General features: G+C 73.3%; 26 protein-coding genes and 1 tRNA gene. 11 read left to right on the forward strand and 16 right to left on the reverse strand.

What is annotated here, in order from left to right:
- A partial coding sequence (locus tag IEX22_RS14640; protein WP_229660081.1) for an IspD/TarI family cytidylyltransferase occupies window positions 1–703 on the forward strand: 703 nt, incomplete at its 5' end.
- Between the two features lie 97 nt (window positions 704–800).
- Window positions 801–1562 (forward strand): Rossmann-fold NAD(P)-binding domain-containing protein, encoded by a 762-nt coding sequence (locus tag IEX22_RS14645; RefSeq protein ID WP_188669139.1) that lies wholly within the window; start codon window positions 801–803, stop codon window positions 1560–1562.
- Window positions 1563–1638: 76 nt separating this feature from the next.
- On the opposite strand, the gene IEX22_RS14650 is transcribed toward IEX22_RS14645, so the two are convergent.
- The gene (locus IEX22_RS14650; RefSeq protein ID WP_188669140.1) at window positions 1639–2124 is read right to left on the reverse strand and encodes a CarD family transcriptional regulator; all 486 of its coding nucleotides are present in this window, start codon (window positions 2122–2124) and stop codon (window positions 1639–1641) included.
- A 182-nt stretch (window positions 2125–2306) separates the two neighbouring features.
- Between IEX22_RS14650 and IEX22_RS14655 the strand changes: the two genes are divergently transcribed.
- Window positions 2307–2855: a hypothetical protein gene (locus tag IEX22_RS14655; RefSeq protein ID WP_188669141.1), complete on the forward strand. Its 549-nt coding sequence runs from the start codon at window positions 2307–2309 to the stop codon at window positions 2853–2855.
- A 78-nt stretch (window positions 2856–2933) separates the two neighbouring features.
- Here the strand turns inward: IEX22_RS14655 and IEX22_RS14660 are convergent, their stop codons facing one another.
- Window positions 2934–3614, reverse strand: coding sequence for a response regulator (locus IEX22_RS14660; protein ID WP_188669142.1), 681 nt, complete (start codon window positions 3612–3614; stop codon window positions 2934–2936).
- Window positions 3611–4933, reverse strand: a complete 1323-nt coding sequence (locus IEX22_RS14665) for a sensor histidine kinase (protein WP_188669143.1) — start codon at window positions 4931–4933, stop codon at window positions 3611–3613. The genes IEX22_RS14660 and IEX22_RS14665 overlap by 4 nt, the downstream gene beginning before the upstream one ends.
- Before the next feature lie 215 nt (window positions 4934–5148).
- Here IEX22_RS14665 and phoU point away from each other — a divergent pair, with 215 nt between their 5' ends.
- Window positions 5149–5829, forward strand: a complete 681-nt coding sequence (phoU, locus tag IEX22_RS14670; protein ID WP_188669144.1) for a phosphate signaling complex protein PhoU — start codon at window positions 5149–5151, stop codon at window positions 5827–5829.
- A 78-nt stretch (window positions 5830–5907) separates the two neighbouring features.
- On the opposite strand, the gene IEX22_RS14675 is transcribed toward phoU, so the two are convergent.
- Window positions 5908–6660, reverse strand: a complete 753-nt coding sequence (locus IEX22_RS14675; protein ID WP_188669145.1) for a phosphoglyceromutase — start codon at window positions 6658–6660, stop codon at window positions 5908–5910.
- Window positions 6661–6763: 103 nt separating this feature from the next.
- On the opposite strand from IEX22_RS14675, the gene IEX22_RS14680 reads away from it, so the two are divergent.
- Window positions 6764–7555 (forward strand): class I SAM-dependent methyltransferase, encoded by a 792-nt coding sequence (locus IEX22_RS14680; RefSeq protein WP_229660082.1) that lies wholly within the window; start codon window positions 6764–6766, stop codon window positions 7553–7555.
- Between the two features lie 31 nt (window positions 7556–7586).
- Here IEX22_RS14680 and IEX22_RS14685 read toward each other — a convergent pair whose 3' ends face one another.
- The 3 genes from IEX22_RS14685 to IEX22_RS14695 form a co-directional block, all read right to left on the reverse strand.
- Window positions 7587–7925, reverse strand: coding sequence for a DUF2516 family protein (locus IEX22_RS14685; protein WP_188669146.1), 339 nt, complete (start codon window positions 7923–7925; stop codon window positions 7587–7589).
- An 80-nt stretch (window positions 7926–8005) separates the two neighbouring features.
- On the reverse strand, window positions 8006–9202 hold the full coding sequence (locus IEX22_RS14690) for a trans-sulfuration enzyme family protein (RefSeq protein ID WP_188669147.1): 1197 nt from the start codon (window positions 9200–9202) through the stop codon (window positions 8006–8008).
- Window positions 9203–9512: 310 nt separating this feature from the next.
- Complete coding sequence (locus tag IEX22_RS14695; RefSeq protein ID WP_188669148.1) at window positions 9513–10286, reverse strand: SDR family oxidoreductase; 774 nt, start codon at window positions 10284–10286, stop codon at window positions 9513–9515.
- A gap of 381 nt (window positions 10287–10667) precedes the next feature.
- Here IEX22_RS14695 and tmk point away from each other — a divergent pair, with 381 nt between their 5' ends.
- From tmk to IEX22_RS14710, 3 genes are read left to right on the forward strand one after another with little or no spacing between them, the layout of a single operon-like run.
- Window positions 10668–11432, forward strand: a complete 765-nt coding sequence (tmk, locus tag IEX22_RS14700; RefSeq protein WP_188669164.1) for a dTMP kinase — start codon at window positions 10668–10670, stop codon at window positions 11430–11432.
- Window positions 11429–12571, forward strand: coding sequence for a DNA polymerase III subunit delta' (locus IEX22_RS14705; protein ID WP_188669149.1), 1143 nt, complete (start codon window positions 11429–11431; stop codon window positions 12569–12571). Before tmk ends, IEX22_RS14705 begins: the two co-directional genes overlap by 4 nt.
- An 8-nt stretch (window positions 12572–12579) precedes the next feature.
- Window positions 12580–14154, forward strand: coding sequence for an alpha/beta hydrolase (locus IEX22_RS14710; protein WP_188669150.1), 1575 nt, complete (start codon window positions 12580–12582; stop codon window positions 14152–14154).
- Window positions 14155–14179: 25 nt separating this feature from the next.
- Here the strand turns inward: IEX22_RS14710 and IEX22_RS14715 are convergent, their stop codons facing one another.
- Window positions 14180–14899: an HAD family hydrolase gene (locus IEX22_RS14715; RefSeq protein WP_188669151.1), complete on the reverse strand. Its 720-nt coding sequence runs from the start codon at window positions 14897–14899 to the stop codon at window positions 14180–14182.
- A 165-nt stretch (window positions 14900–15064) separates the two neighbouring features.
- On the opposite strand from IEX22_RS14715, the gene IEX22_RS14720 reads away from it, so the two are divergent.
- Window positions 15065–15137 (forward strand) — tRNA-Thr (locus IEX22_RS14720).
- A gap of 49 nt (window positions 15138–15186) precedes the next feature.
- The gene (locus IEX22_RS14725) at window positions 15187–15378 is read left to right on the forward strand and encodes a hypothetical protein (RefSeq protein WP_188669152.1); all 192 of its coding nucleotides are present in this window, start codon (window positions 15187–15189) and stop codon (window positions 15376–15378) included.
- Between the two features lie 92 nt (window positions 15379–15470).
- Here the strand turns inward: IEX22_RS14725 and IEX22_RS14730 are convergent, their stop codons facing one another.
- Window positions 15471–16316, reverse strand: coding sequence for a sigma-70 family RNA polymerase sigma factor (locus tag IEX22_RS14730; protein ID WP_438816635.1), 846 nt, complete (start codon window positions 16314–16316; stop codon window positions 15471–15473).
- Between the two features lie 218 nt (window positions 16317–16534).
- Between IEX22_RS14730 and IEX22_RS14735 the strand changes: the two genes are divergently transcribed.
- Window positions 16535–17071 carry a hypothetical protein gene (locus IEX22_RS14735; RefSeq protein WP_188669154.1) on the forward strand — a complete coding sequence of 179 codons (537 nt, stop codon included), beginning with the start codon at window positions 16535–16537 and terminating at the stop codon, window positions 17069–17071.
- Between the two features lie 37 nt (window positions 17072–17108).
- Here the strand turns inward: IEX22_RS14735 and IEX22_RS14740 are convergent, their stop codons facing one another.
- The 7 genes from IEX22_RS14740 to fliP form a co-directional block, all read right to left on the reverse strand.
- Window positions 17109–17354 (reverse strand): carbon storage regulator, encoded by a 246-nt coding sequence (locus IEX22_RS14740; RefSeq protein WP_188669155.1) that lies wholly within the window; start codon window positions 17352–17354, stop codon window positions 17109–17111.
- 52 nt (window positions 17355–17406) lie between these two features.
- Window positions 17407–18426 carry a hypothetical protein gene (locus IEX22_RS14745; RefSeq protein ID WP_188669156.1) on the reverse strand — a complete coding sequence of 340 codons (1020 nt, stop codon included), beginning with the start codon at window positions 18424–18426 and terminating at the stop codon, window positions 17407–17409.
- A complete protein-coding gene (locus tag IEX22_RS14750; protein ID WP_188669157.1) occupies window positions 18398–20434 on the reverse strand; it encodes a flagellar biosynthesis protein FlhA in 2037 nt (678 codons plus the stop codon). The genes IEX22_RS14745 and IEX22_RS14750 overlap by 29 nt, the downstream gene beginning before the upstream one ends.
- Before the next feature lie 61 nt (window positions 20435–20495).
- A complete protein-coding gene (locus IEX22_RS14755) occupies window positions 20496–21623 on the reverse strand; it encodes an EscU/YscU/HrcU family type III secretion system export apparatus switch protein (RefSeq protein ID WP_188669158.1) in 1128 nt (375 codons plus the stop codon).
- Between the two features lies 1 nt (window position 21624).
- Window positions 21625–22380, reverse strand: coding sequence for a flagellar biosynthetic protein FliR (locus tag IEX22_RS14760; protein ID WP_188669159.1), 756 nt, complete (start codon window positions 22378–22380; stop codon window positions 21625–21627).
- Window positions 22377–22658 carry a flagellar biosynthesis protein FliQ gene (gene fliQ / locus IEX22_RS14765; protein ID WP_188669160.1) on the reverse strand — a complete coding sequence of 94 codons (282 nt, stop codon included), beginning with the start codon at window positions 22656–22658 and terminating at the stop codon, window positions 22377–22379. The genes IEX22_RS14760 and fliQ overlap by 4 nt, the downstream gene beginning before the upstream one ends.
- Complete coding sequence (gene fliP, locus IEX22_RS14770) at window positions 22655–23488, reverse strand: flagellar type III secretion system pore protein FliP (protein ID WP_188669161.1); 834 nt, start codon at window positions 23486–23488, stop codon at window positions 22655–22657. The genes fliQ and fliP overlap by 4 nt, the downstream gene beginning before the upstream one ends.
- Between the last annotated feature and the right edge of the window lie 102 nt (window positions 23489–23590).

Below are 23590 nucleotides of genomic sequence, written 5' to 3' on the forward strand. Positions count from 1 at the left end.
CGGGCGGGTGGCGGCGGTCGTCCTCGCGGCGGGTTCGGGCACCCGGTTCGGGGCCCCGGTCAACAAGGCGTACCTGCCCCTGGCCGGGACGACGGTGCTCGCCCACTCCTTGCGCCGGTTCGCCGCCCTGCCCGCCGTGGGCCCGGTCGTGGCGGTGATCCGTGCGCAGGACGAGGCGCGGGCCCGCGCGGTGGTCGCCTCGGCGGGCGTCCCCGTCGAGCTCGTCATCGGCGGCGCGACCCGGCAGGAGTCGGAGGACGCCGCCCTGACGCACCTCGCGGCACGGATCGCCGAGGGCGCCGTCGACGTCATCGCGTTCCACGACTCGGCCCGCCCGCTGGCCGACGCCGACCTGTGCGCGAGGGTGATCGCGACCGCCCGCGACCGCGGTGGCGCGGTCCCCGGCGTGCTGCGGCAGGAGCTGGCGGTCGTCACCGGCGACGGCGCGGTGCTGCTGCCCGACCGCACCGGTCCGCTGGTGGCGGTCCAGACGCCCCAGGCGTTCACGGCCGTGCTCGTGCGGGACGCCCACGCGGCCGCCCGTGCCGGCGGTTTCGCGGGCACCGACACGGCCAGCGTCGTCACGGCGTACGGCCAGGTGGCGGCCCGCTGGGTGCCGGCGCCCGCCACGAACCTGAAGATCACCTTCGCCGAGGACCTGCCGCTGGCCGAGGCCCTGCTGCGGGAGCTCGACGCGGGCTGAGGTCGAGCGTCCGCGCGGGTCGGCGGGGCCACCCTTCCCTCCTTCTCCCTTGGCGAGTATCTTTCCAAGCAAGAGAGATGTCCGGGAGGTATCCACCATGCGGTCCGCGGAGGCGGCGCAGGTGCTGAGCGCGTCGGTGCCGGAGCGGCAGCGTGAGCGCCTGCGCACCGAGATCCTCGATCTGCGCTCCCTGGCGGCCGTGGCGGTCACTGCTCGGGCCCTCCGGGCGGCGCTCGGGCCGGTGCCGCGCATCGTCCACAACGCCGGGACCCTCCGCCCGCCGCGACACCGGAGCCTGACGATCGACGGCATCGAGGAGACGCTGCAGATCCACGCGGTGGCTCCCGCGCTGCTGTCCACCCTCCTGCAGGGCGACAGCGGCCGGCCCGCCCGCTCGGTGTTCGTCACCTCGCGGCTGCACCGCGGGACCAGCCCGGCGGATCTGCCGTTCGCCGCCCGCCAGCGGCGGTACCGCCCCGGACGGGCGTACCGCACCGCGAAGTTCCTCCAGCTGGCCCTGGCGCTCGAGTGGGAGCGGCGCCGGGGCCGCGCAGGCCTTCACGCCGACGCCGTGTGCCCGGGCTTCGTGCCGTCGACCGCCGCCACCACCGCGCCGCCGGCCGCTCGGCTGCTGCTCGCCGGCATCCGTCACTGGCCGGGCGGGGCCGCGATCGCCACGTCGCCCGCCACGGCCGCGACCGCGATCCTCCGGCTGGCGGAGCGCCCACCGACCGCCTCGGGCGGCGCCTACGTCGAGGTCGGCGCGGCGGGCACCCCGTCGCTCCTGCTCACGGACGCCGTCACCACGGCGGTGTGGGACTGGATCCACACCGCCATCGATCCCTTCGCGTCGGGGTGACGGCACCCGCAGACACCGATGGGGTCCTCCGCGTTCTGCGGAGGACCCCATCGGGTCGTGCGGGTGAGTGAGCGCCTCAGGCGGAGGCCAGCACCTCGTCCAGGACGCCGGCCGCCTTCTCCTCGTCGGTCTTCTCCGCGAGCGCCAGCTCGGAGATCAGGATCTGCCGCGCCTTGGCCAGCATCCGCTTCTCCCCGGCGGACAGGCCGCGGTCGTTGTCGCGCCGCCACAGGTCGCGGACCACTTCGGCCACCTTGACGACGTCGCCCGAGGCGAGCTTCTCCAGGTTGGCCTTGTAGCGCCGGGACCAGTTGGTCGGCTCCTCGGTGAACTCCGCCCGCAGCACGTCGAACACGTGCTCCAGGCCTTCCTTGCCGACCACGTCGCGCACGCCGACCAGGTCGACATTCTCGGCGGGGACCTCGATGGTCAGGTCGCCCTGAGCGACCTTCAGCTTGAGGTACATCTTCTCTTCGCCGCGTACGGTTCGCATCTTGATCTCTTCGATCTTCGCCGCCCCGTGGTGGGGGTAAACAACCGTCTCGCCGACCTCGAACACCATATGTATATTCCCCTTTCCCGGGTACGAGTTTATCACGGGCCTTCCCGCCGACTTCGGCGTCATCTGGCCGGTCCGGCCGCCTCGACCGGCCGCGCCGGGCACGGACGTGGCCCGGGAACGGTTAGTCTGGGAGCTGTTGCCACCCCGATCCTTCGAGCACCACCGATGAGGAGCGCCAGACCGTGAGAACCGCTGCGAGCACCCGCGTCCGCCAGGCCGGCGTCGTCCTGGTCGCCTCCCTGTCCGTGCTGGCCGCCACCGGCTGCCAGGCCGTGAACCAGCAGGCCACCCAGATGTCCTACGACGCGTCGGACGGCGTGTCCGCGTCCGCCGGCGACGTGCAGGCGCGCAACCTCTTCGTCGCGGCCGCCGCCGAGGGCTCCCCCGCGCGCCTGGGCGGAGCGTTCTTCAACGACGCCGATCGCGAGTCGACGGTGTCGTTGCGCGGTGCCAGCGGCACGCAGGTGCAGGTGAAGGTGCCGGCGAGCGGGGAGTACTACCTGCAGCAGGAGCCGGCCGTGAACATCGGCGAGGTCGACCAGCGGCCCGGGTCGATGGTCGAGCTGACCATGACCGAGTCCGTCTCGGGGACCTCCACGACGGTCCGGGTGCCCGTCGTGGACGGCACGCTCTCCGAGTACCGCACCCTCGTGCCCGGCACCCCGTCGCCGACCGGCACCGCCTCGGCGACGCCCACGGCGACGTCGTCCGAGACCGCCAGCCACGGCTGACGCTCCGCGCACGACGTCGACACGACGATCCCCCGCCCGGCTCACCGGGCGGGGCATCGTGCTGTCGGCGGCGGGGTGTCAGACCTCGAACTTGTACCCGAGGCCGCGCACCGTCACCAGGTGACGCGGCAGGGACGGGTCGGGCTCGATCTTGGACCGGAGCCGCTTGACGTGCACATCGAGGGTCTTGGTGTCACCCACGTAGTCGGATCCCCAGACCCGGTCGATCAGCTGCCCGCGGGTCAGCACCCGGCCCGCGTTGCGCAGCAGCATCTCGAGCAGCTCGAACTCCTTCAACGGCAGCGGCACCTGATCCCCGCCCACGGTGACCACGTGGCGGTCCACGTCCATCCGCACCGGTCCGGCCTCCACCGTGGCGCTGATCAGCTCCTCGGGCTCACCTTGCCGGCGCAGCACGGCCCGCACCCGGGCGACGAGCTCCCGGGAGGAGTAGGGCTTGGTGACGTAGTCGTCGGCACCCAGCTCGAGGCCCACGACCTTGTCGATCTCGGCATCCTTCGCGGTCAGCATGATCACCGGCACGTTGGAGCGCTGGCGAAGCTGCCGGCACACCTCCGTGCCCGAGAGCCCCGGCAGCATCAGGTCCAGCAGCACCAGGTCCGCCCCGTCCCGGTCGAACTCGCTGATCGCGTCGGTGCCGTTGTCGACGACCGCGACCTCGTAGCCCTCCTTGCCGAGCAGGTAGGACAGGGGGTCGCTGAAGGACTCCTCGTCCTCCACGATCAGGATCTTGCTCACGGGCGGGCTCCTTGGTGCCGGGGGAAATCGGGGCGGGTCGGGTCGGGTCGGGCGGGATCGGGCGGCACCCTCGGGGTGTCGAGGGAGGCCGGATCGGGCCGGGGCGCCGGTGCGAGGACGCGCAGCCGGCTCGTCATCGGCTGACGGCGCGGGCGCTCGGGGCGCGGGGTGCGGGCGTCGGGGCCGGTGCGTTCCTGCGCGTCGATCTGCGGCAGCCGGACCGTGAAGGTGGACCCGTGGCCCACCTTCGACCACACCGTGACCTCGCCGCCGTGCCGGGCGACGACGTGCTTGACGATGCTCAGGCCCAGTCCGGTCCCGCCGGTGGCCCGCGAGCGCGCGGCGTCGATGCGGTAGAACCGTTCGAAGATGCGGTCCTGCTCGTCCTCGGGGATGCCGGGCCCCTGGTCGGAGACGGAGACGAGGGCGACGTCGTCGCGGGACCGCAGGCCCACGCCGATCTTGCTGCCGGGCGGGGAGTACCGGATGGCGTTGTCGATGAGGTTGCGGAACGCCGTCATGAGCAGGTCCGCGTCGCCGTGCACCGGTCGGTTCACGTGGCCGCCGACGTCGACGCGGATCTGCCGGGCCTCCGCGGCGAGCCGGTTCCGGTCCACCGCGTCGGCGATCACCGTGTTGATGTCGACCACGGAGCCCGCGGAGACGACGTCGGCGCTCTGCAGCCGGGACAGCTCGATGATGTCCTGCACGAGCGCGCTCAACCGCCCGGACTCGCGGTGGATCCTGCCGGCGAACCGGCGCACCGCCTCCTCGTCGTCGGCCGCGTCGTCGAGGGCCTCCGAGAGCAGCGAGATCGCGCCCACCGGGGTCTTCAACTCGTGGGAGACGTTGGCGACGAAGTCGTTGCGGACCTGCTCGGTGCGGATGATCTCCGTGCGGTCGTCCGCGAGGATGAGGCAGTACTCGGCGCCCAGGGGCGCGACCCGGACCTGGACGATGCTGCTCGACTCGCCGAGCGGGCCGCGCGAGAGCTCGAACTGGCGTTCCTCGATCACGCCGTCCTGCCGGACGCGCGCGACGATGGCGAGGATCTCCGGGTGCACGACGGTGTGCCCGCGGACCAACCCGTGGGCGTAGGCGGCGGGGCTGGCACGGACGACGCCGTCGACGTCGTCGACGACGATGAACGCCATGCCGAGCACGGAGAGGACCTCCAGCGCCCCGTCCGGCAGCACCGGTTCGTCGACGTCGACCACGGAGCGCCGGTTGCGGCCGCTGAACCGGTACGCCAGCAGCCCGACGGCGCCGAGCGCCAGCCCGACCACACCGCCGCCGACCGCGAGCACCACCGGATCCACCCGCTCAGTGTAGGCACGGGCCGAGGCCCTCCCGGGGCCGTCCTGAACCGTCGCGGGCCCGTTCAGCTAACGTTCACCTCACCAGCGATTCTCGTTCACGCCCGGCTGCGACCCTGCTGGTTGGTGTTCCGCCGGGTGCCCGGCGCGACCGTGTGATCCACGCGGCGCGGACGACGGCGGAACGGGGACGACGGGTCATCACGAGAGGACGCCACGTGCGCAAGGTTTTCCAGGCAGAGCTGCATCAGGTGGGTGACGAGCTCATCCAGATCGCCACCCTCGTGCGGGCGGCGGTGGAGAAGGCCGCCACCGCCTACGAGAACGCCGACGTCGAGCTCGCCGAGGACGTGATCGCGGCCGACGCCCGGATCGACTTCCTGCAGACCGAGCTCGACGAACGCGCCATCGACATCCTCGCCCGACAGGGTCCCGTGGCGTCGGACCTGCGGATGATCGTCGGCGCGCTGCGGATGAGCACCTCGCTCGAGCGGATGGGCGACCTCGCCCGGCACGTCGCCCAGCTGGCCCGGATGCGGTACCCGCACCCCGTCGCGCCCCCGAGCCTGGTCGGCACCTTCGAGGAGATGGCCCGGCTCGACGCCGACATCGCCGGCGCCGTGGTCGAGCTCCTGGACACCCGCGACCTCAGCCACGCCACCCGCATCCAACAGCTGAAGGGGCGCATCAACGAGCTGCACCGCAGCGTGTTCGACGCGGTCGGCGACGCGGCGTGGGCCGAGTCGCCCGCCCGCACCGCCGACGTCGTGCTGGCCAGCCGATACTTCGAGCGGTTCGGGGACCACGGGGTCTCGGTCTCCCGGAAGGTCACCTATCTGGTGACCGGGGAGTGGGACGCCGACGCCCTGGAGGGCCGGGTCGGCGCCGACGACGCCTGACGAGCGCCGCACGACCGCACGGGGAAGGGCCCCGGACGCAGCGTCCGGGGCCCTTCCCCTGTTCTGCCGGTGGTGCCGTTACTTCTTGCCCTGGTTCGCGACGGCCTTGATGGCCTCCGCCGCGGCGTCCGGGTCCAGGTAGGTGCCACCGGGCTTGACCGGTGTGAGGTTCTCGTCCAGCTCGTAGTGCAGCGGGATGCCGGTGGGGATGTTCAGGCCGGCGATGTCGTCGTCGCTGATGCCGTCCAGATGCTTGACCAGGGCCCGGAGCGAGTTGCCGTGCGCGGTGACGAGCACCTTCTTCCCGGCCTTGAGGTCCGCGCTGATGTCCGACTCCCAGTACGGCATCAGCCGCTCGAGCACGTCCTTGAGGCACTCGGTGCGGGGGACGTCGTCGCCCAGGTCCGCGTACCGGGGGTCGTTCGCCTGGCTGAACTGGTCGTCGTCGGGGATGGGCGGCGGCGGGGTGTCGTAGGAGCGGCGCCACAGCATGAACTGGTCCTCGCCGAACTCGGCGAGGGTCTGCGCCTTGTCCTTGCCCTGCAGGGCGCCGTAGTGGCGCTCGTTCAGGCGCCAGTCCCGCTTGACCGGGATCCACAGCCGGTCCGCGGCGTCCAGCGCCAGGTCGGCGGTGACGATCGCGCGGCGCAGCAGTGAGGTGTAGAGCACGTCCGGCAGCAGCCCGCGCTGCTGCAGCAGCTCGCCGCCGTGCACCGCCTCGGTGCGCCCCTGGTCGGTGAGCGGGACGTCCACCCACCCGGTGAAGAGGTTCTTCTCGTTCCAGTCGCTCTGACCGTGCCGGAGCAGGATCAGCGTGTGGGTCTGCGTCATGCCCTCAGTCTGCCGCACCGCACCGGCCCGGCCAATCGTCCTCCCGCTGTGGGACGCCTCACGATGGGCCGACGCCGCCTCCTCGCGCCCGTAGGGTATCGGGGTGCACAGCAGGCCGGTCGGGACCGTCACCCGGGGAACCACCGGCCACAACCGGCTCCGCCGGGTGGACCGCTGGCTGACGGCGACGCAGGGCCACCGGCTCCGTTGCGCGGTCGACCCCCTCGTCGTGGACCTCGGCTACGGCGCGCACCCGGCGACGGCGGTCGAGCTGTTCACCCGGCTGCGCGCCGTCGCCCCTCGCACCGAGGTGGTGGGCCTGGAGATCGAGCCGGACCGGGTCCGCCGCGCCCTGCCGCTGCGCCGCACCGGCCTGGACTTCCGGCTCGGCGGGTTCGAGGTGCCGCTGCCCGGCCGCCGGCCCGTGCTGCTGCGAGCCTTCAACGTGCTGCGCCAGTACCCGGTCGACGAGGTGCCGGGGCACTGGGACCTGCTGCGGTCCCGGCTCGGACCCGGCGGCCTGGCCGTGGACGGCACGTGCGACGAACTGGGTCGGCGCGCCACCTGGGTGACCCTGGACGCGGACGGCCCGGTGTCGTTGACCCTCTCGGCGAAGTTCACCGCCGTCGAGCGCCCCTCGGACGTGGCGGAGCGCCTGCCGAAGGTGCTCATCCACCGCAACGTTCCCGGCGAGGCGGTGCACCGGTTCCTGCAGGCGTTCGACCGGTGCTGGGAGGAGGCGGCGGCCGTCGCCTCGTTCGGCCGACGGCAGCGGTTCCTGCACGCGTGCGCGGCGATGCGGCGGGCGGGCTGGCCGCTGCTGGACTCCCCCGCGCGGTGGCGGCTCGGCGAGGTGACGGTCGCGTGGAGCGCCGTCGCACCGGCCGACGGCTGAGGTCAGCGGGTGCGCGTCACCAGGGGCCGGTTCACCAGGGGCCGTAGGGGCCGGTGTTGCCGGTGGTGCCGCGCACCGACTTCAGGGCCGGCCGGACGTCGGCGAGGTAGACACAGGCCGCCGTCACCGCGATCAGCTGGATGAAGATCGGCAGCAGGCCGAGCCCGATCGGGTACGGGATGGCGAGGAACCCGCAGGCGGCCGCGGCGCCGGTGACGCCGAGCCAGAAGCCCTTCGTCCGCTTGAAGGCCCGCTGGAAATCCGTGGTCTTGTTCCGGGCGCAGTCCACCAGGGCCCACAGCTCGATGCCGAACGCGACGAGGGAGAGGGCGACGAAGAGGATCGTCTGGGACCACGTGATGAGAGCCACGGGCCCAGTGTATCGGGCGGATCCGCGCTCCCGCCGTGAGCCGGCCCGTCCGTCCTCCCCCTCCGCCAGCGCGAGTTGGCTCAGGCGAGCGCACCGGCCAGGTCGGCCCAGAGGTCCTCGGCGTTCTCGATCCCGACCGAGAGCCGCACCAGGTTGGTGGGCACGGTCAGCGACTCGGTCTCGTGCCGCCGGCGCCGTTCGACGAGGGACTCGACGCCACCCAGGGACGTCGCCGGAGACCACAGTCGCACCCGCTCGGTGAGCCGTTCGGCGGCGTGCGCCCCGCCCGCGGTCTCGAGCGCGAGGATCGAGCCGAAGCCGCTCATCTGGGCGGCCGCCCGGGCGTGACCGGGGTCGTCCGGCAGCCCCGGGTAGCGGACCCGGCCGACCGCGGGGTGCTCGGCCAGCCGCGCCGCGAGCAGTGCCGCCGTCGCCTCGGACCGCTCGAGCCGGATGGCGAGCGTGCGCAGCCCCCGCAGGGCCAGCCACGCCTCGAACGAGCCGGCGATCGCGCCGCGGACGGTGCGCGTGCGCAGCAGGCGGGCGCGCAGCTCGGCGTCGGAGGTGACCACGGCGCCGAGGATGACGTCGGAGTGACCGGCGAGGTACTTGGTCACCGAGTGGACGACGACGTCGACACCGAGGTCCAGCGGCCGCTGCAGCAGCGGCGTGCAGAAGGTGTTGTCGGCGACGACGAGCGCGCCGGCCGCGTGCGCCGCGCGGGTGAGGACCGCGATCTCGGCGATCTCCATCATCGGGTTCGTGGGGCTCTCCAGCCAGAGCATCGCGGCGCCGGGCAGGGCGGCGATCACGGCGTCGGTGTCGGCGACGTCCACCTCGACCACGGTCAGCTGACCGCGGGACTCGGCCTCGTGCACCGCGACCAGGCTGCCCTGGTAGCTGTGCCGCGGGATCACCAGGGTGCCGCCCGGGGGCAGCAGGGTCAGCGCGGCGTCGACGGCGGCCATCCCGGAGGAGAACAGCAGCGCCGGTAGGGATGAGCGCTCGAGCTCGCCCAGGGCCTCCTCGAAGGGCTCCCAGCTCGGATTCTCGGACCGCCCGTAGGAACGGCGCAACGGGTCGACCGGGCCGACGGAGTGATAGGTCGACGAGAGCCAGATCGGCGGGTTGACCGGCGCCTCGGCGGTGCGTGCCGGCCGTCCGGCGGCCACGACGAGCGAGTCCGGGGCGAGCCGCCTGACGTCGACGGGCTCGGGTGCGGTGTCGTGCTCGGTGCTGGAGTCCTCCGGCTGGGGCTGGGGTGAGCGGTCGGTCATGCCCGTCAGCCTAGACGCGCCGCACGGCCGGACATGTCGGCGTCGGCGCACCCCCGGCTCCGGTCCTCGCCGGCGTCGGCCCGGACACCGGGCTGCTCCGGACGTGAGTCCGTCGGCTCCGGCGGGCTGCTCCGGCGGGCTGCTCCGGACGTGAGTCCGTCGGCTCCGGCGGGCCGCTCCGACGGGCTGCTCCGGACGTGAGTCCGTCGGTCACGCCCTCAGGCCGTGGTCTTATCCCCCGGGTTGAGGGCGGAACCGACGGACTCGGCCGAACCGCAGGGCGGAACCGACGGACTCGGCGATCGTCGACCTACCGGCGGATCACCTTGTGGGGAGCGGCCTGCGCGACCGGCTTGATGGTCACGAGGTCGAGGTCGACGTGGTGCGGCAGCGTGACCGCGAAGACACAGACTCGCGCGACGTCGTCGCTGGTCAGCGGCTTCTCGACGCCGGCGTACACCCGGTCGGCCGCCTCCGCGTCGCCGCCCAGCCGGTTGAGGGAGAACTCGGGGGTGTGCACGAGCCCCGGCGCGATCTCGATGACCCGCAGGTTGTGCTCGACCTCCTCCAACCGCAGCGCCTCGGTCATCGCGTGCTCGGCGAACTTGGCCGCGTTGTACCCGCCGCCGCCCTCGTAGGCGCGTTGCGCGGCGAGGGAGGTCAGGTTCAGCACCGTGCCCTCCCCGTTCTCCCGCAGGGCCGGCAGGAACGCCCGGGTCAGGCGCATGGTGCCGAGCACGTTGACCTCGTACATCCAGGCCCAGTCCTCGTCCTTCGCGTCGCCCACCCGGTCGGTGCCGCGGGCGCCGCCCGAGATGTTCAGCAGCGCGTCGACGCGGCCCTGCTCGGCCAGCACGCGATCCCGCAGCGCGGTGACCTCGGCCTCGACGGTGATGTCACACGCGGCGGCGATGACGCCGGTCTCCTCCGCCAGGGCGGCCAGCCGGTCCTCACGGCGGGCCACGGCGTAGACGGTCCAGCCCTCACCGCGCAGCCGGCGGGCGGTGGCCTCACCGATGCCGGTGGAGGCACCGGTGACGACGGCGACGGGGGCGGTGGGCGCGACGGGGGCGGTCTCGGTCATGGAGCCAGCCAATCACAGCGCCGATCGGTCACGCGGACGCGTGCGTCACCGGCCGACTCCTTCTCTGCCTCGGCCCGTCGACTATCGAGAAAATGTCGTCGGACGCGGGTCGGAACGACAAATCCTCGATAGTCGACGGGATACCGGGGCGTCGGGATAGCGGGGCGGGGTCTCCAGGACGCGGTGCCGACGGCGGCAGGTGGCCGGACGCCGTCGGGAACCGTCGGGGGCGGCCGATACGCTGGAACCGTGAGCAGCACCGCCCCGGATCCGCGCCCGGCCCCCTCCCCCGACGAGGACGGCCGCGCCCCGGGCGACACCGCCCACGCCGACACCGTCGGACCCGGCTCCCGGGAACCGTCGACGGACCGGCGGCGGGGCGTGTTCATCGCGTTCGAGGGTGGCGACGGCGCCGGCAAGTCCACCCAGGTGCGGCGCCTCGCCGAACGGCTGACGGCGGCCGGCCACGCCGTGCTGACCACCCGGGAGCCCGGAGGCACCCCGGTCGGCGAGCGCTTGCGCTCCCTGGTCCTCGAGCACGGCGACGTCGTCGTCGATGCGCGCACCGAGTCCCTGATCTTCGCGGCCGCCCGCGCCGCCCACGTCGAGCAGGTGATCCGCCCGGCCCTCGCCGCCGGTCGCGACGTCGTCACCGACCGTTACGTCGACTCCTCGATCGCGTACCAGGGCGCCGGTCGCGGGCTCGGCAGCGCCGACGTCGAGGCGATCAACGCCTGGGCGACGGGCGGCCTGCAGCCCGACCTGACCATCCTGCTCGACGTCGACCCGCGGGCCGGCCGGGACCGGCGTGCGGGTCGCGCCCCCGAGGACCGGATGGAATCCGAGCCCGACGACTTCCACACGGTCATCCGGCAGACCTTCCTCCACCGGGCCGCGACCAGCCCGGACCGGTATCTGGTGCTGGACGGCACCCTGCCCGTGGGTGAGATCGCCGCGCGGGTGGGCGACGCCGTCCTCCGCCTCGCGGACGGCTCCCTGCCGGACGTGCCCGACGCCGCCTCCGCCGCCGGCCGGCTCACCGCGCCCCCGCCGGACGACACCGCTGTCATCCCCCTGCCCGAACCAGGAGCCGAGTCCGGCGCCACCACGACGCGCGCGGCGGGTCGCCTGGCGGACCACCGGTGAGCGTCTGGGACGACCTGCAGGGTCAGGCCCCCGTCGTCACCGCCCTGCGCCGGGCCGCGGCGGAGGGCGCCCCCACCCATGCGTGGCTGTTCACCGGGCCGCCCGGGTCCGGCCGCTCCAACGCCGCCCGAGCCTTCGCGGCCGCACTGCAGTGCGAACGGCCCGACCCGGCCGACCGCGGGTGCGGGCAGTGCCACGCCTGCCACACCGTCCTCGCCGGCACCCACGCGGACGTCACCCGGATGGCGACCGACAAGGTCACCATCGCCATCGCGGAGGTGCGCGCGCTGATCTCCCGCGCCCAGGACAAGCCCTCGTCCGGGCGGTGGCGCATCATCATCATCGAGGACGCGGACCGGATGGTGGAGCGGACCACCAACGTGCTGCTCAAGGCCATCGAGGAGCCGCCGCCGCGCACCCTCTGGATGCTGTGCGCGCCCAGCCCCGCCGACGTCATCGTCACCATCCGGTCCCGCTGCCGGCCCGTCGGCCTGCGGATCCCGCCCGTGGACGACGTCGCGGCCCTGCTCACCCGGCGCGACGGCGTCGAACCGGCCACCGCCCTGACCGTCGCCCGGATGGCGCAGAGCCACATCGGGGTCGCCCGCCGGCTGGCCCGGGACCCGGAGGCGAGGGCCCGGCGCGACGAGATCGTCACCCTGCCGCTGCGGCTCTCCGACGTCAGCGGCGCGGTGCGCGCGGCCGGCACCCTGGTCGACCTCGCCCAGGCCGACGCGGAAGCGGCGACGGTCGCGAGGAACGCCACGGAGAAGGCCGAACTGCTCACCGCCCTCGGGCTCACCGAACAGGACAAGGTGCCGCCCGCGGTGCGATCCCAGCTCAAGCACCTGGCGGACGAGCAGAAGCGGCGTGCCACCCGCAGCCAGCGCGACGCCCTGGACCGGGCGATGACCGACCTCAGCACGTTCTACCGCGACGTGCTGGTGCTGCAGCTCGGCGCGCGCAGCGATCTCGTCAACGGCCACCTCGACATCACGCTGCGGGAGTTCGCGGCGGCCAGCTCCCCCGAGACCACGCTGCGGCGCATCGACGCGATCGCCGAGGCCCGCGAGCGCCTCGCGGCCAACGTCGCTCCCCTGCTCGCCCTGGAGGCGATGACCGTCAGCCTGCTCTCGTGAGGAGCCCCATGCGCCGTGCGCCCGCCCCGACCGACCCGCCCACCCCGCCGGCGCGCCGCCCTCGCGCCCGCTCCCGCGCGGTCGCCGTGCTGGCGATGCTCAGCGCCGTCGCGCTGACCCTGAGCGGGTGCACCCTGCTGCCGGCGCAGAAGGCGGCGCCCTCGGCCAACCCGTCGGCGACGGCCGGCACCCCGGAGAACCTCAAGGCCTACTACACCCAGCAGGTGCAGTGGACCGGGTGCGAGAAGTCCTTCGAGTGCGCGAAGGTCACGGTCCCCGTCGACTACGCCCGCCCGGCGAGTGACACGATCGCGCTGCAGCTGATCCGCAAGGGCGCCTCCGGCGACCGGGTCGGCTCCCTCGTGATGAATCCGGGCGGACCGGGCGGCTCCGGCTACACCATGGTCCGCGACAGCCTCGAGGCGGTCACGTCGAAGACCCTGCGCGAGCGGTTCGACGTCGTCAGCTTCGACCCGCGCGGCGTCGACCGGTCCGCCGGCATCACCTGCCTGACCGACGAGCAGCGGGACGCCTACCGGCAGGACGACTCCGATCCCGCGACGGCCGCCGGCCTCGCCCGCGCCACCGAGCTGCAGCGGCAGGTCGCGGCCGCCTGCCGGCAGAAGAGCGGACCGGTGCTCGGGCACATGGACACCGTCAGCGCCGCCCGGGACCTCGACGTCATCCGCGCCGTGCTCGGCGAGACGAGACTGACCTACCTGGGCTACTCCTACGGCACCCAGCTCGGGGCCACGTTCGCCGACCTGTTCCCGGACCGGGCCGGACGGCTGGTGCTCGACGGTGCCGTCGACCCGTCCCTGAGCAACGAGGAGCTCACCCTCGGCCAGGCGCGGGCGTTCGAGCAGGCCCTGCGCAGCTGGGCCGAGGCGTGCACGCGGGCGTCGTCCTGTGCGTTCTCCTCCGCCGACGAGGGCGTCGCCCTGGTCCGCACCCTGCTCACCGACGCGGAACGCAGCCCGCAGACCGTCGCGGACGGGCGCAAGGCCACCGTCGGGATGCTCGCCTCCGGGCTGATCCTGCCGCTGTACAACGAGCAGAGCTGGGAGGCGCTGAACGTGGCGGTCGCGAATGCCGCCTCCGGCGACCCGGGCGACCTGATCCGGTTCTCGGACATCGGCGCGGACCGGGAGCAGGACGGCCGATACACCGCCAACAGCACGTTCGCCTTCCAGGCGGTCAACTGCCTGGACTACCCCATGGAGACGGACCCGGCCGCGATGCGCCACGACGCGGCGGCCCTTCAGCAGGCCTCCCCCACCCTCGGCCGGTATTTCGGCTACGGCGGCCTGACCTGCGCCTCCTGGCCGCACCGGCCCGTCTCCGCGCCGCACCCGCTCGACGCCGCCGGCGCGGAGCCGATCGTCGTGATCGGGACGACCGGCGATCCCGCCACGCCCGTGGCCTGGGCCCGCTCCCTGGCCGACCAGTTGCAGAGCGGCCGGCTGATCACCTTCGAGGGTGAGGGCCACACCGCCTACGGCCAGGGCGACACGTGCGTGGTCGACGCCGTCGACGGCTACCTCGTCGACGGCACCGTGCCGCAGGACGGGCTGCGCTGCTGAGCCGCCTCCGGGACTGAGCCCGCCCTCACGCCGCCCGGGCCGCGAGCACGTCGGGGACGGCGCGGACGGAGGGGACGACGACGTCGGCCCCGGCCTCGAGCAGGTCCGTCTCCCGGTGGGGTCCGGTCAGCACCCCGACGTTGGCGCCCGCGCCGGCCCGGTGCCCGGCGAGCACGGCGGCGCGGCTGTCCCCGACGGTCATCACCTCGCGCACGTCGTCCAGGTCCAGCGCCAGCAGCGCCGTGAGCACCATGTCGGGGTACGGCGCGCCGCGGCCGGCGTCCTCCGGGCACAGGCTCAGATCGACCAGCCCGGTCCAGCCGAGCAGCTCGAGGATCTGGTTCTGCGTCTGCCGCGAGAATCCGGTGGTCAGTGCGACGTGGACCCCCGCGTCCCGGAGCCGCAGCAGCACGTCGACCGCCCCGTCGACCGCGCGCACCCGACCGCCGGACGCGGCAGCGGCGAACCCGCGCTCGAACACCCGGTTGGCGGCCAGCGCGCGGCCCGGCGCGGAACCGAACAGCCGCTTGAAGACCTCGAGCCGGGAACTGCCCATCGTCTGCTCGACGAAGCTGAGCATGGTCAGGTGGGCGGCGCTGCCCGGGGCCACGCCCTGACTGGTCAACGCGTCCCCGAAGCACTCCAGCACCAGGCCGTCGTCCTCGACGGTGGTGCCGTTCATGTCCAGGCAGACCAGGCGGGTGGGCACCGTCGACAGCGAACGGAAGGTGTCCTGCGCGAGCATGGTCGAGTGTCCTCACGACGGCGGGTGGGCCGCTGCTCACCCTCGCCGCGGCGTACAGACGCCCGCTGAATGGGTGCCCAACTCGGCGTGAACTCCGCCGGTGGATCCCGTTTTGCCTGGCGATCGGCCCTGCCGTAGAGTGTCGTGGGCGCCGCCGCGCGCCATGCCTCCTTAGCTCAGTTGGTAGAGCGTCTCACTCGTAATGAGAAGGTCGCCAGTTCGATTCTGGCAGGAGGCTCCGTCAGCCCCTCGTCGACCTGCGCACGCCGTCGACGGGGGGCTTCGTCGTGGCCGCCGCCGTCGTCTTCGAGATCGTGTTCTTCTCCGGCGTGACCGCGACGACGACCACCCTCAGCTCCGGAGCCCGGGCCACCGTTCCGGTGCCGGGACCGCTGTTCGTGGTCGCACGCGTCCTGATGGCGATCTACGTCCTGGCCACCATCCTGACCGCCGGCCTGCACGTGAACGAAGCCCCCTGACCGGCCGGTCAGGGGGCTTCGCTGTCATCCACGGGGCCGGGGCTGGATCCGACCCCGCGGGCTCGCGGGCAGGCTCGGCCTGCGGGGACCGCTCAGCCGGCGGTCGCGATCACCGGTGCGATGCGCGGTGCGGTGGGGCGATGGAACGCCGTGGTCAGATCGGAGAGCGCCCCGAGGTAGGCGGTGCGGCGGCCCGCGGCGAGCTGCGGATTCGGCGCCGCCCGGCGCGCGGGGTCGTCGGCGTAGTGCACGGCCAGCCCGTCCCGGAGCAGCCGGATGCCCTCCGCGCGGCGCTGCGACACGGCCGCGTGCGTGACGCCCAGCTCCGCCGCGACGTCCTTGACTGCCCGGCCCTGCAGGTACACGGCCTCGACGACGATCCGGATGGTCTCGGGAAGCGCGCGGACGGCGGCCGCCAGGTAGCGGGAGCGCTCCGCGGCGAGGGTGGCCTCCTCCGGCCCCACCGCCGAGGAGGCGACTCGGTCCTCGACCGACTCGTCGATGGTGGAGACGGTGCGGGCGGCGTCCGCCAGGGCCGCGTCCACCTCGGCGCGGGTCGACCCCAGCGCCGAGGCGATCTCGTCGGAGGTCGGGGCGCGGCCGAGGGACGCGGTCAGCGTCTCGGCGACGGCAAGGGTGCTCTTGATCCGCTTGCGGGCGGACCGGGTGGCCCAGTCCCCCGCCCGGAGTTCGTCCAGGAAGGCGCCCTGGATGCGTCGCCGGGCGAAGGCCCCGAAGGGGACGCCCAGCTCGTCGTCGAAGGAGTCGGCGGCGAGCACGAGGGCCAGCGCACCGGCAGCGGCGAGATCATCGCGGGAGAGATGCGTAGCCCGCGCGCACAGGTCGGAAACCAGGTAGCCGACGAGGGGGAGGTTCTCCACCACCAGCCGGTTACGGTGTTCGATATCCAATTTTCCCCACTTGAGACCAGGGGTCATCCGCGCCCGGCCGTGCCGGGCGTCGTGAGACCTGATGGGAGTCCGTCCGCGGTGCGGTCCGGGCGGCGCCGGTCTCAGCCCCCAAAGCCGATCCCTGCGTTATCGGTAAAATAGCACAAGCTTCAAGTTCTGGAAGAGCGAGTATGCCACGTCATCGGCGTGTCCGAACGACGGCGCGCCGTCGGCGTGTTCGCGGCCCCGGAGGTGGAGGAGGACCCGTGGTCGACACCGATCTGTCGAGCCTCGTGTGGCACGAACGACGTGCGCTCGACGAGGTGCTCTTCTCGCTGCAGACGGTGCGGCTGCACCTCGAACAGTCCGGCGAACGCTGGCTCGAGCGCACGGTGGACGCCCTCCTGGCCGCGGTCGAGGCGCTGCGCGTCGCGACCCTGGAACGGACGGTGATGTCCGCCACCGAGGTCGATCGTTCGCTCCAGGACCTGGCGGCGGACGCGGCGGCCCCGCTGGACGCCATTCTCACCGATCACCGCGTGACGATGCGCGAGCGGGTCCGCGAGATCGAGGCCGAGCGGGACCGGATCGTGACGCTGCTGGCGGTGCGGGAGACCGCGGGCTCCGCTCCCCCGTCCGCCGGCGCCGAGGCGGACGGCGTCCCGCCGGACGGGCTGGCCGGTCCGGACGAGGCGGACGTCGACGCGGACATCGCGGCGGCGCTGGCCGGGCGGGCGCGACTGCGCGCGCGGATGGCACTGACCGATCTGGTCCCGTCCGAACTGAGCGACCTGCTGCGCTGATCGGCCGGGCCCGGGTTCGTCCCGCGGGGCGGTGTGCTCAGTCCTGCCCGGACACCGGGGGCAGCTGCCCGAGCAGCGCCTGCTCGGTGTCCGGGGACTCGGCGGCCGCCTGCCGGTTGGCGTCGGCGACCGCCGTGAAGATCTCGTGCCGCTTGATCCGCACGTGCCGGGGGGCGTCGATCCCGATGCGGATCCCCTCGCCCCCGCGGTTCTCGAGGAACGTGATGACGATGTCGTCGCCCAGCATGATCTTCTCACCGGGCTTGCGGGTCAGGACCAGCATCGGCGGACTCCTTCCCTGGACGGCGCCGTGGCGACGGCGCGAGGCGTGGGGATCACCGCAGTGACCGGCTCGCCGGGCCGCCGTCGACCCAGCCTACCGGCAGCCCGAGCTCGGCGATCGTCTCCGGGCTCCCGGTCTCGTCCGCCCCGATCACGGCGAGCGCGTCGATCGGCACCCGGGACGAGATCCGTCGCACCCACGGGTCGATGTCCTCCGGCTTGTGCCGCGCGTCGACCACCAACCACACCTGATCCGCCCCGAGACCGACCGCGGTGGAGAGCTGGGCCGTCACCTCGGCCCGGGTGCCCAGGCTGACCGGGGAACCGAGCCCGTAGCCGACGACGGCGCTCGTGCCCGCGCGGACCGCCCCGGCACGGGCGGCGATCGCCGATCGGGGCGACTGCACGTGGGGCAGGGCGGCGTCCGCGCACGCGCCGGCCGTGTGCAGCTGGCCACCCACCACCACCGCCATCGTCCGCGCGGTCCGCAGGGCGCGGGCACCGACGCCCAGCACGAGCACGAGATCCCCGGCCGCCCGCAGCACCGCCGGGCCCGGCACGTCCGTCGCCGGCGGCCCGGGCGGCAGTGGTTCCCGCGCCGACCCGGGTGCCCCCGGCTGCGCGTCGCCGAGCCGGACCAGCAGGGCGGCGAAGTCCTGACCGCGGGTGGCCGGCGTGTCCGCCGCGAGCACGGGACGAGGGGCGCCCGGTTCGGTGAGCGTGGCGGCCTGCAGCAGTTCCTCCTCGTCGTCGGCGGCGGCGAGCAGGGCGGCCAGGCCGGAACGGCCGCTCAGGGCGTGCGCCGCGGCAGCGTGCTCGGCGGTGCGCCGCGCCTCCTCCCCCGCGTCGAGCCCCGCGTCCCGGGCGGCCACGGTGTCCCCGGCGTCCTGGACGGTCACGCCGTCGGGCAGCTCGGCGACCACCTCGACGTGCCAGCGGCCGAGCAGGCCGGCCAGCCCGCCGTCGCGGACCTTGTCCGCGGAGACGAGCCGGGCCGCGCCTCCGTAACGGCTGTGCAGGGTCTCCCGGACCTGCTCGAGCGTGTCACCGCTCAGGTGCAAGTGCGGCGCCATGGCGGACCACTCCGATCGTCTCGACGGAAACCGCGCCGGCGGTCACCTCGCTGTAGGACAGCACCGGCACCCCGGACGGCGGGGCGGGCAGCAGCCGCCGCAGCGCCGGTCGCAGTGCCGGCGCACACACCAGCACCCCCGGGCGGCCGGTCTGCTCGGCGGCGGAGACGGCCACGGTGAACGCGTTCATGAGCGCGTCCAGCCGGGGAGCCTCCAGCACCAACTGGGTGCCGTGCTCACCCGGGCGCAGGTCGGCGAGCAGACCCATCTCCAGGGCCGGGTCGAGGGTGATGACGGGCAGGACGCCCCCGTCGGCGTGCTTCTGCACGATCACCGGGCCGAGCGCCTGCCGGGCCGACTCGATCAGGCCCTCCGGGTCGGTGGACGACTTCGCCCGCAGGGAGAGGGCCTCGAGGATGCGGGGCAGGTCGTTGATCGGCACCTGCTCGGCCAGCAGGCCCTGCAGCACCCGGTGCAGCTCGGGCAGGGACAGCAGCGACGGGACCAGGCCGTCGACGGCGGCCGGGCGGGCCTCCTTGACGGCGTCGGTGAGGCTCTTGACGTCGTCGCTGGAGAGCAGGCGGGCCGCGTGCGTGGTGACGATCGAGGAGAGGTGGGTGACGATCACCGAGACCCGGTCGATCACCGTCGCGCCCGTCATCTCGGCGCTGTGGGCGAGCTCCGCCGGGATCCAGCGGCCGGCCAGCCCGAAGACCGGCTCGACGACGGGGGTGCCCGGCAGGGCGTCGAGGAACTCGCCGAGGGCCAGCACCGACCCGGCCGGCGCGGTGCCGCGGCCGACGTCGACCCCGGCCACCCGGATCAGGTAGGTGGCCGGGGGCAGCTCCACGCTGTCCCGGGTGCGCACCGGGGGCAGCACCATGCCCAGCTGCATGGCGATCTCCTGGCGCAGCACCTTGACCCGGGAGAGCAGGTCGTCCCCGCCGGAGCCGACCAGGTCGATCAGGTCCGGGGCGAGCAGGATCTCCACCGGCTGGGCGCGCATCTGCTGCATCAGCACGGCCGTCGGGTCCGGCTCCGGAGCCTCCTCCGTCTCGGTCTCGGCAGCCTCGGGCCGGTCCGTGATCCGGCGGGAGACGATGATCAGCCCGGCCCCGATGACGAGGAACGGCAACGGCGGCATCCCGGGGATCACCGCCATCGCGATCGCCCCGATGCCGGCCACCAGCAGCGCCGTGCGGGACTGGCTCAGCTGCGACGACGCGGTTCGCCCGAGGTCGGCCTCCGCGTTGGACCGGGTCACGATCATGCCGGTCGAGACGGCCATCAGCAGGGCGGGGATCTGGGTGACCAGGCCGTCGCCGATGGTGAGCAGGCTGTAGGTGTTGACGGCGTCGGTCAGCTCCTGGCCGCGCTGCAGCATGCCGATCGCGATGCCGCCGATGATGTTGATCGCGATGATGACGATGCCGGCGATGGCGTCGCCCTTGACGAATTTCGACGCGCCGTCCATGGCACCGTAGAAGTCCGCCTCCGCGGACACCTCGGCCCGCCGCTCCCGGGCCTGCGTGTCCGTGATCAGGCCGGCGTTCAGGTCCGCGTCGATGGCCATCTGCTTGCCGGGCATGGCGTCCAGGGTGAACCGGGCCCCGACCTCGGCGACGCGTTCGGCGCCCTTGGTGACGACGACGAACTGGATGACCACGAGGATGAGGAAGATGACGGCGCCGATGATCAGCGACCCGCCGACGGTCACGGACCCGAATGCGGCGATCACCTGCCCGGCGTGGCCCTCGCCCAGGACCAGCCGCGTGGAGGCGACGTTCAGGCCGAGCCGGAACAGGGTGGCCACGAGCAGCAGCGACGGGAACACGGAGAAGTCGAGCGGCTTCTTGACGAACATGCTGGTGAGCAGGATGACGAGGGCCAGCAGGATGTTGCAGACGATCAGCACGTCCAGCAGCGGGGCCGGGATCGGCACGACGAGCAGCAGCACGATGCCGACGATGCCGACGGGCACCGCCAGGCGGGTCAGTCCACGGTTCACGGTCGCGCTCCTCTGCGGTTCACGGTCGGGCGAGGGGTCGGGGCGGGGCTGCAGACGGCGGTCATCGGACGGCCATCCGGGGTCCGAGCAGCGCTCCGCCGACGCGGGCGGCCGGGTCGGCGGGGACCTCGTGGACGCCGCCGGTGACGCCGCGGGCGGCCAGCGACATGACGAACGCGAGCACCCCGGCGACGGCCGTGTAGAGCTCCACGGGGATCTCCTGCCCGACGTCGCACGCCCCGTGCAGGGCGCGGGCCAACGAGATGTCCTTGACCATGGGCACGCCCTTGTCCTTCGCCTCGGCGCGGATGCGGTCGGCGATCCTGTCGGCACCCTTGGCGACGACGCGCGGAGCGGAGCGGCCCGGTTCGTAGGTCAGGGCGACGGCCACGTGGGTGGGGTTGACCAGCACGACGTCGGCGTCCCCGATCGCCGTGATCATCCGGTTCCGGCTCATCGCCATCTGCCGAGCCCGACGCTGCGAGCGGATCAGCGGGTCGCCCTCGCTGCTCTTGCTCTCGTCCTTGACCTCGCGCTTGGTCATCCGGGTCTGCTTCCGGTTCCGCCGGGCGACGACGAGGACGTCGAGGCCGGCGAGGAGGAGGCCGGCGATGACGGCGCCCTGGAGCAGGGACGCCGCCCCACCGGCGGCCGCCGCCAGCAGGCCCGTGATCGGCAGGCCCCCGGCGGTCATCAGCACGGGCACGAGGGACTGGATTGCGAAGACCAGCACGAGGGCGACGACGCCGGTCTTCAGCAGCGCCTTGGCGCCGCCCCACAGCGCCTGGCCGCCGAACATGCGGCCGAAGCCCTTGACGAGCTCGAAGTGCTCGCCGGTGAGGCGGAACTTCTTGACGTGGATGCCGCCCTGCAGCACGGAGCCGGCGAGGACGGCGGCCACGACGACGGCGAACAGCGGGCCGAGCACGCCGCCGAGGTCGGAGAACGCGTCGCCGAGCGCTCGGGTGGCCGCCTCGGGGTCGGGGTGGGCGATGATCTGCGGGACGACGGCGAGCTGGCGGCGCAGCGCCGTCTCGCCGGCCGCGATCGTCGGCACGACCATGACGGCGGCCGCGCCGACGGCGATCCAGGCGGTGGCGTCCTGGGAGCGGGAGAGCTTGCCCTTGGACCGGACCTCCCGCATCCGCTTGTCGGTGGCCTCCTCGGTTCTCTCCTGTGCGTCCGCCATCTCAGCCGACCCCGGTCAGGGCCTGCGCGGCGTCGCCGGCGAGCGCGGAGACGACCCGGGGCAGGGCGAGGAAGAGGATGGACCCGAGGGCCAGGGTGAGCATGGTCTTCAGCGGGAAGCCGAGGGAGAACGCGTTCAGCGCCGGCGCCACCCGGGTCAGCAGGCCGAGCCCGACGTCGGCGAGGAACAGCACGACCACCAGCGGCCCGGCGATCTGCACCGCGGCGACCAGCATGCCGCCCACCGCGTTCGTCATCGCCTCGACCGGGCGGGTCAGGTCCAGCCCGCCGGCCACGGGGAGGGCACCGAAGGAGCCGGTCAGCCCGGTGAGCACCAGCTGGTATCCGTCGGAGGCGATCAGCAGGGCGAGCGCCGTCATCTGCATGAGCCGGGTGAACTGGGCGCCGTTGACCGCGGTCTGCGGGTCGTACACCTGGGCCAGCTGGAAGCCCGAGAACACGTCGATCAGGGAGCCGGCGGCCTGAACCGCGGAGAAGATGACGGAGACCAGGAAGCCGAGTGCGAATCCGGTGGCGGCCTCCAGCGCCAGGCCGGTGATCAGGGTGACCGCATCGATCTCGCCCGCACGCTGGATCCGGCCGGTCACCGCCAGGGCCAGCCCAACTCCGAGCATGGCCTTGATCCGGGCGGGGAACGCCGGCGAGGAGAACGGCGGGGCGATCACGAGGAACGCGGTGAACCGCACGGCGGCCAGCCCGAGGGTCTGCAGCCAGGCGAAGTCGATGGGCAGCGTCATCCGATGGACCCCGCGAGCAGTTCGGGGATGCGGTCCATCATGTCGTGCGTGAAGCCGACCATCTCGGTGATCATCCAGTGGCCGCTGACCAGCAGGGCGATGGCGACGGCGATGGCCTTCGGCACGAAGGAGAGGGTCATCTCCTGGATCTGGGTGATCGACTGCAGCAGGGAGATGGCGAGCCCGACGACGAGCGCGGTGACGAGGACGGGCGCGGAGAGCTTGGCGGCGATCAGCAGCGACTGCAGACCGATGTCGAGGACGGCGCTGGTGTTCATCCGGTCCCCTGATAGCTCTGGATCAGCGAGGTGATGATCAGGCCCCACCCGTCGACGAGGACGAACAGCAGGATCTTGAACGGCAGGGAGATGATCACCGGCGGGAGCATCATCATGCCCATCGACATCAGCGCCGCGGAGACGACCAGGTCGATCACCAGGAACGGGATGAAGATGACGAAGCCGATGATGAAGGCCGCGCGCAGCTCCGAGATCATGAACGCCGGGATCAGCGTCTGCAGGGGCACGCTCTGCGGGGTGGCGGGGTTGTCCAGGCCGGCGGCGCGGGTCATCAGGGCGATGTCCTCCTGCCGGGTGTGCGCCACCATGAACGACTGCAGCGGGCCGGACCCCAGGCGCAGCGCCGTGTCCACGTCGATGGTCCCGTTCAGGTACGGCTGGATCGCGTCCGTGGTGATCTGGTTGACGACCGGGAACATGACGAACAGCGAGAGGAACAGGGCGAGCCCGGCGAGCACCTGGTTCGGCGGGATGCTCGGCAGGGAGAGCGCGTTCCGGGTCATGGCCAGGACGACGAAGATCTTGGTGAACGACGTCATCATCAGCAGCAGGGCCGGCGCCACCGAGAGCAGGGTGATGCCGAGCAGGGCCACGACCGCGGCCGACGGGGTGCCGTTGGCCCCGTTGATCTGCACGTTCAGACCGCCCGTGCCGGGATTCGCCGGGGTGGCGGGCGGGCTGGGGACCGCGGGGGCGGTGGGCGCGGCGTGCGCGCCGGCGGCGGGGAGCAGCAGCAGCGCGAGCACCAGGGCGGCGACCAGTCCGAGCACGACGAGCACGGACGGGCGGTGGACCCGTCCGGCGGTCACGGTCGTCGCCCGCCGGCGACCCACCGCGCGGCGTCGCGCGCCTGGCGCCACGTGCCCAGGTCGAGGATGGACCCGCTGAGCGGGCCGGCGGGCGTGGGCACG

This window comes from Tersicoccus solisilvae (genome assembly GCF_014643255.1).
In the GTDB taxonomy this organism is placed as follows: Bacteria; Actinomycetota; Actinomycetes; order Actinomycetales; family Micrococcaceae; genus Tersicoccus; species Tersicoccus solisilvae.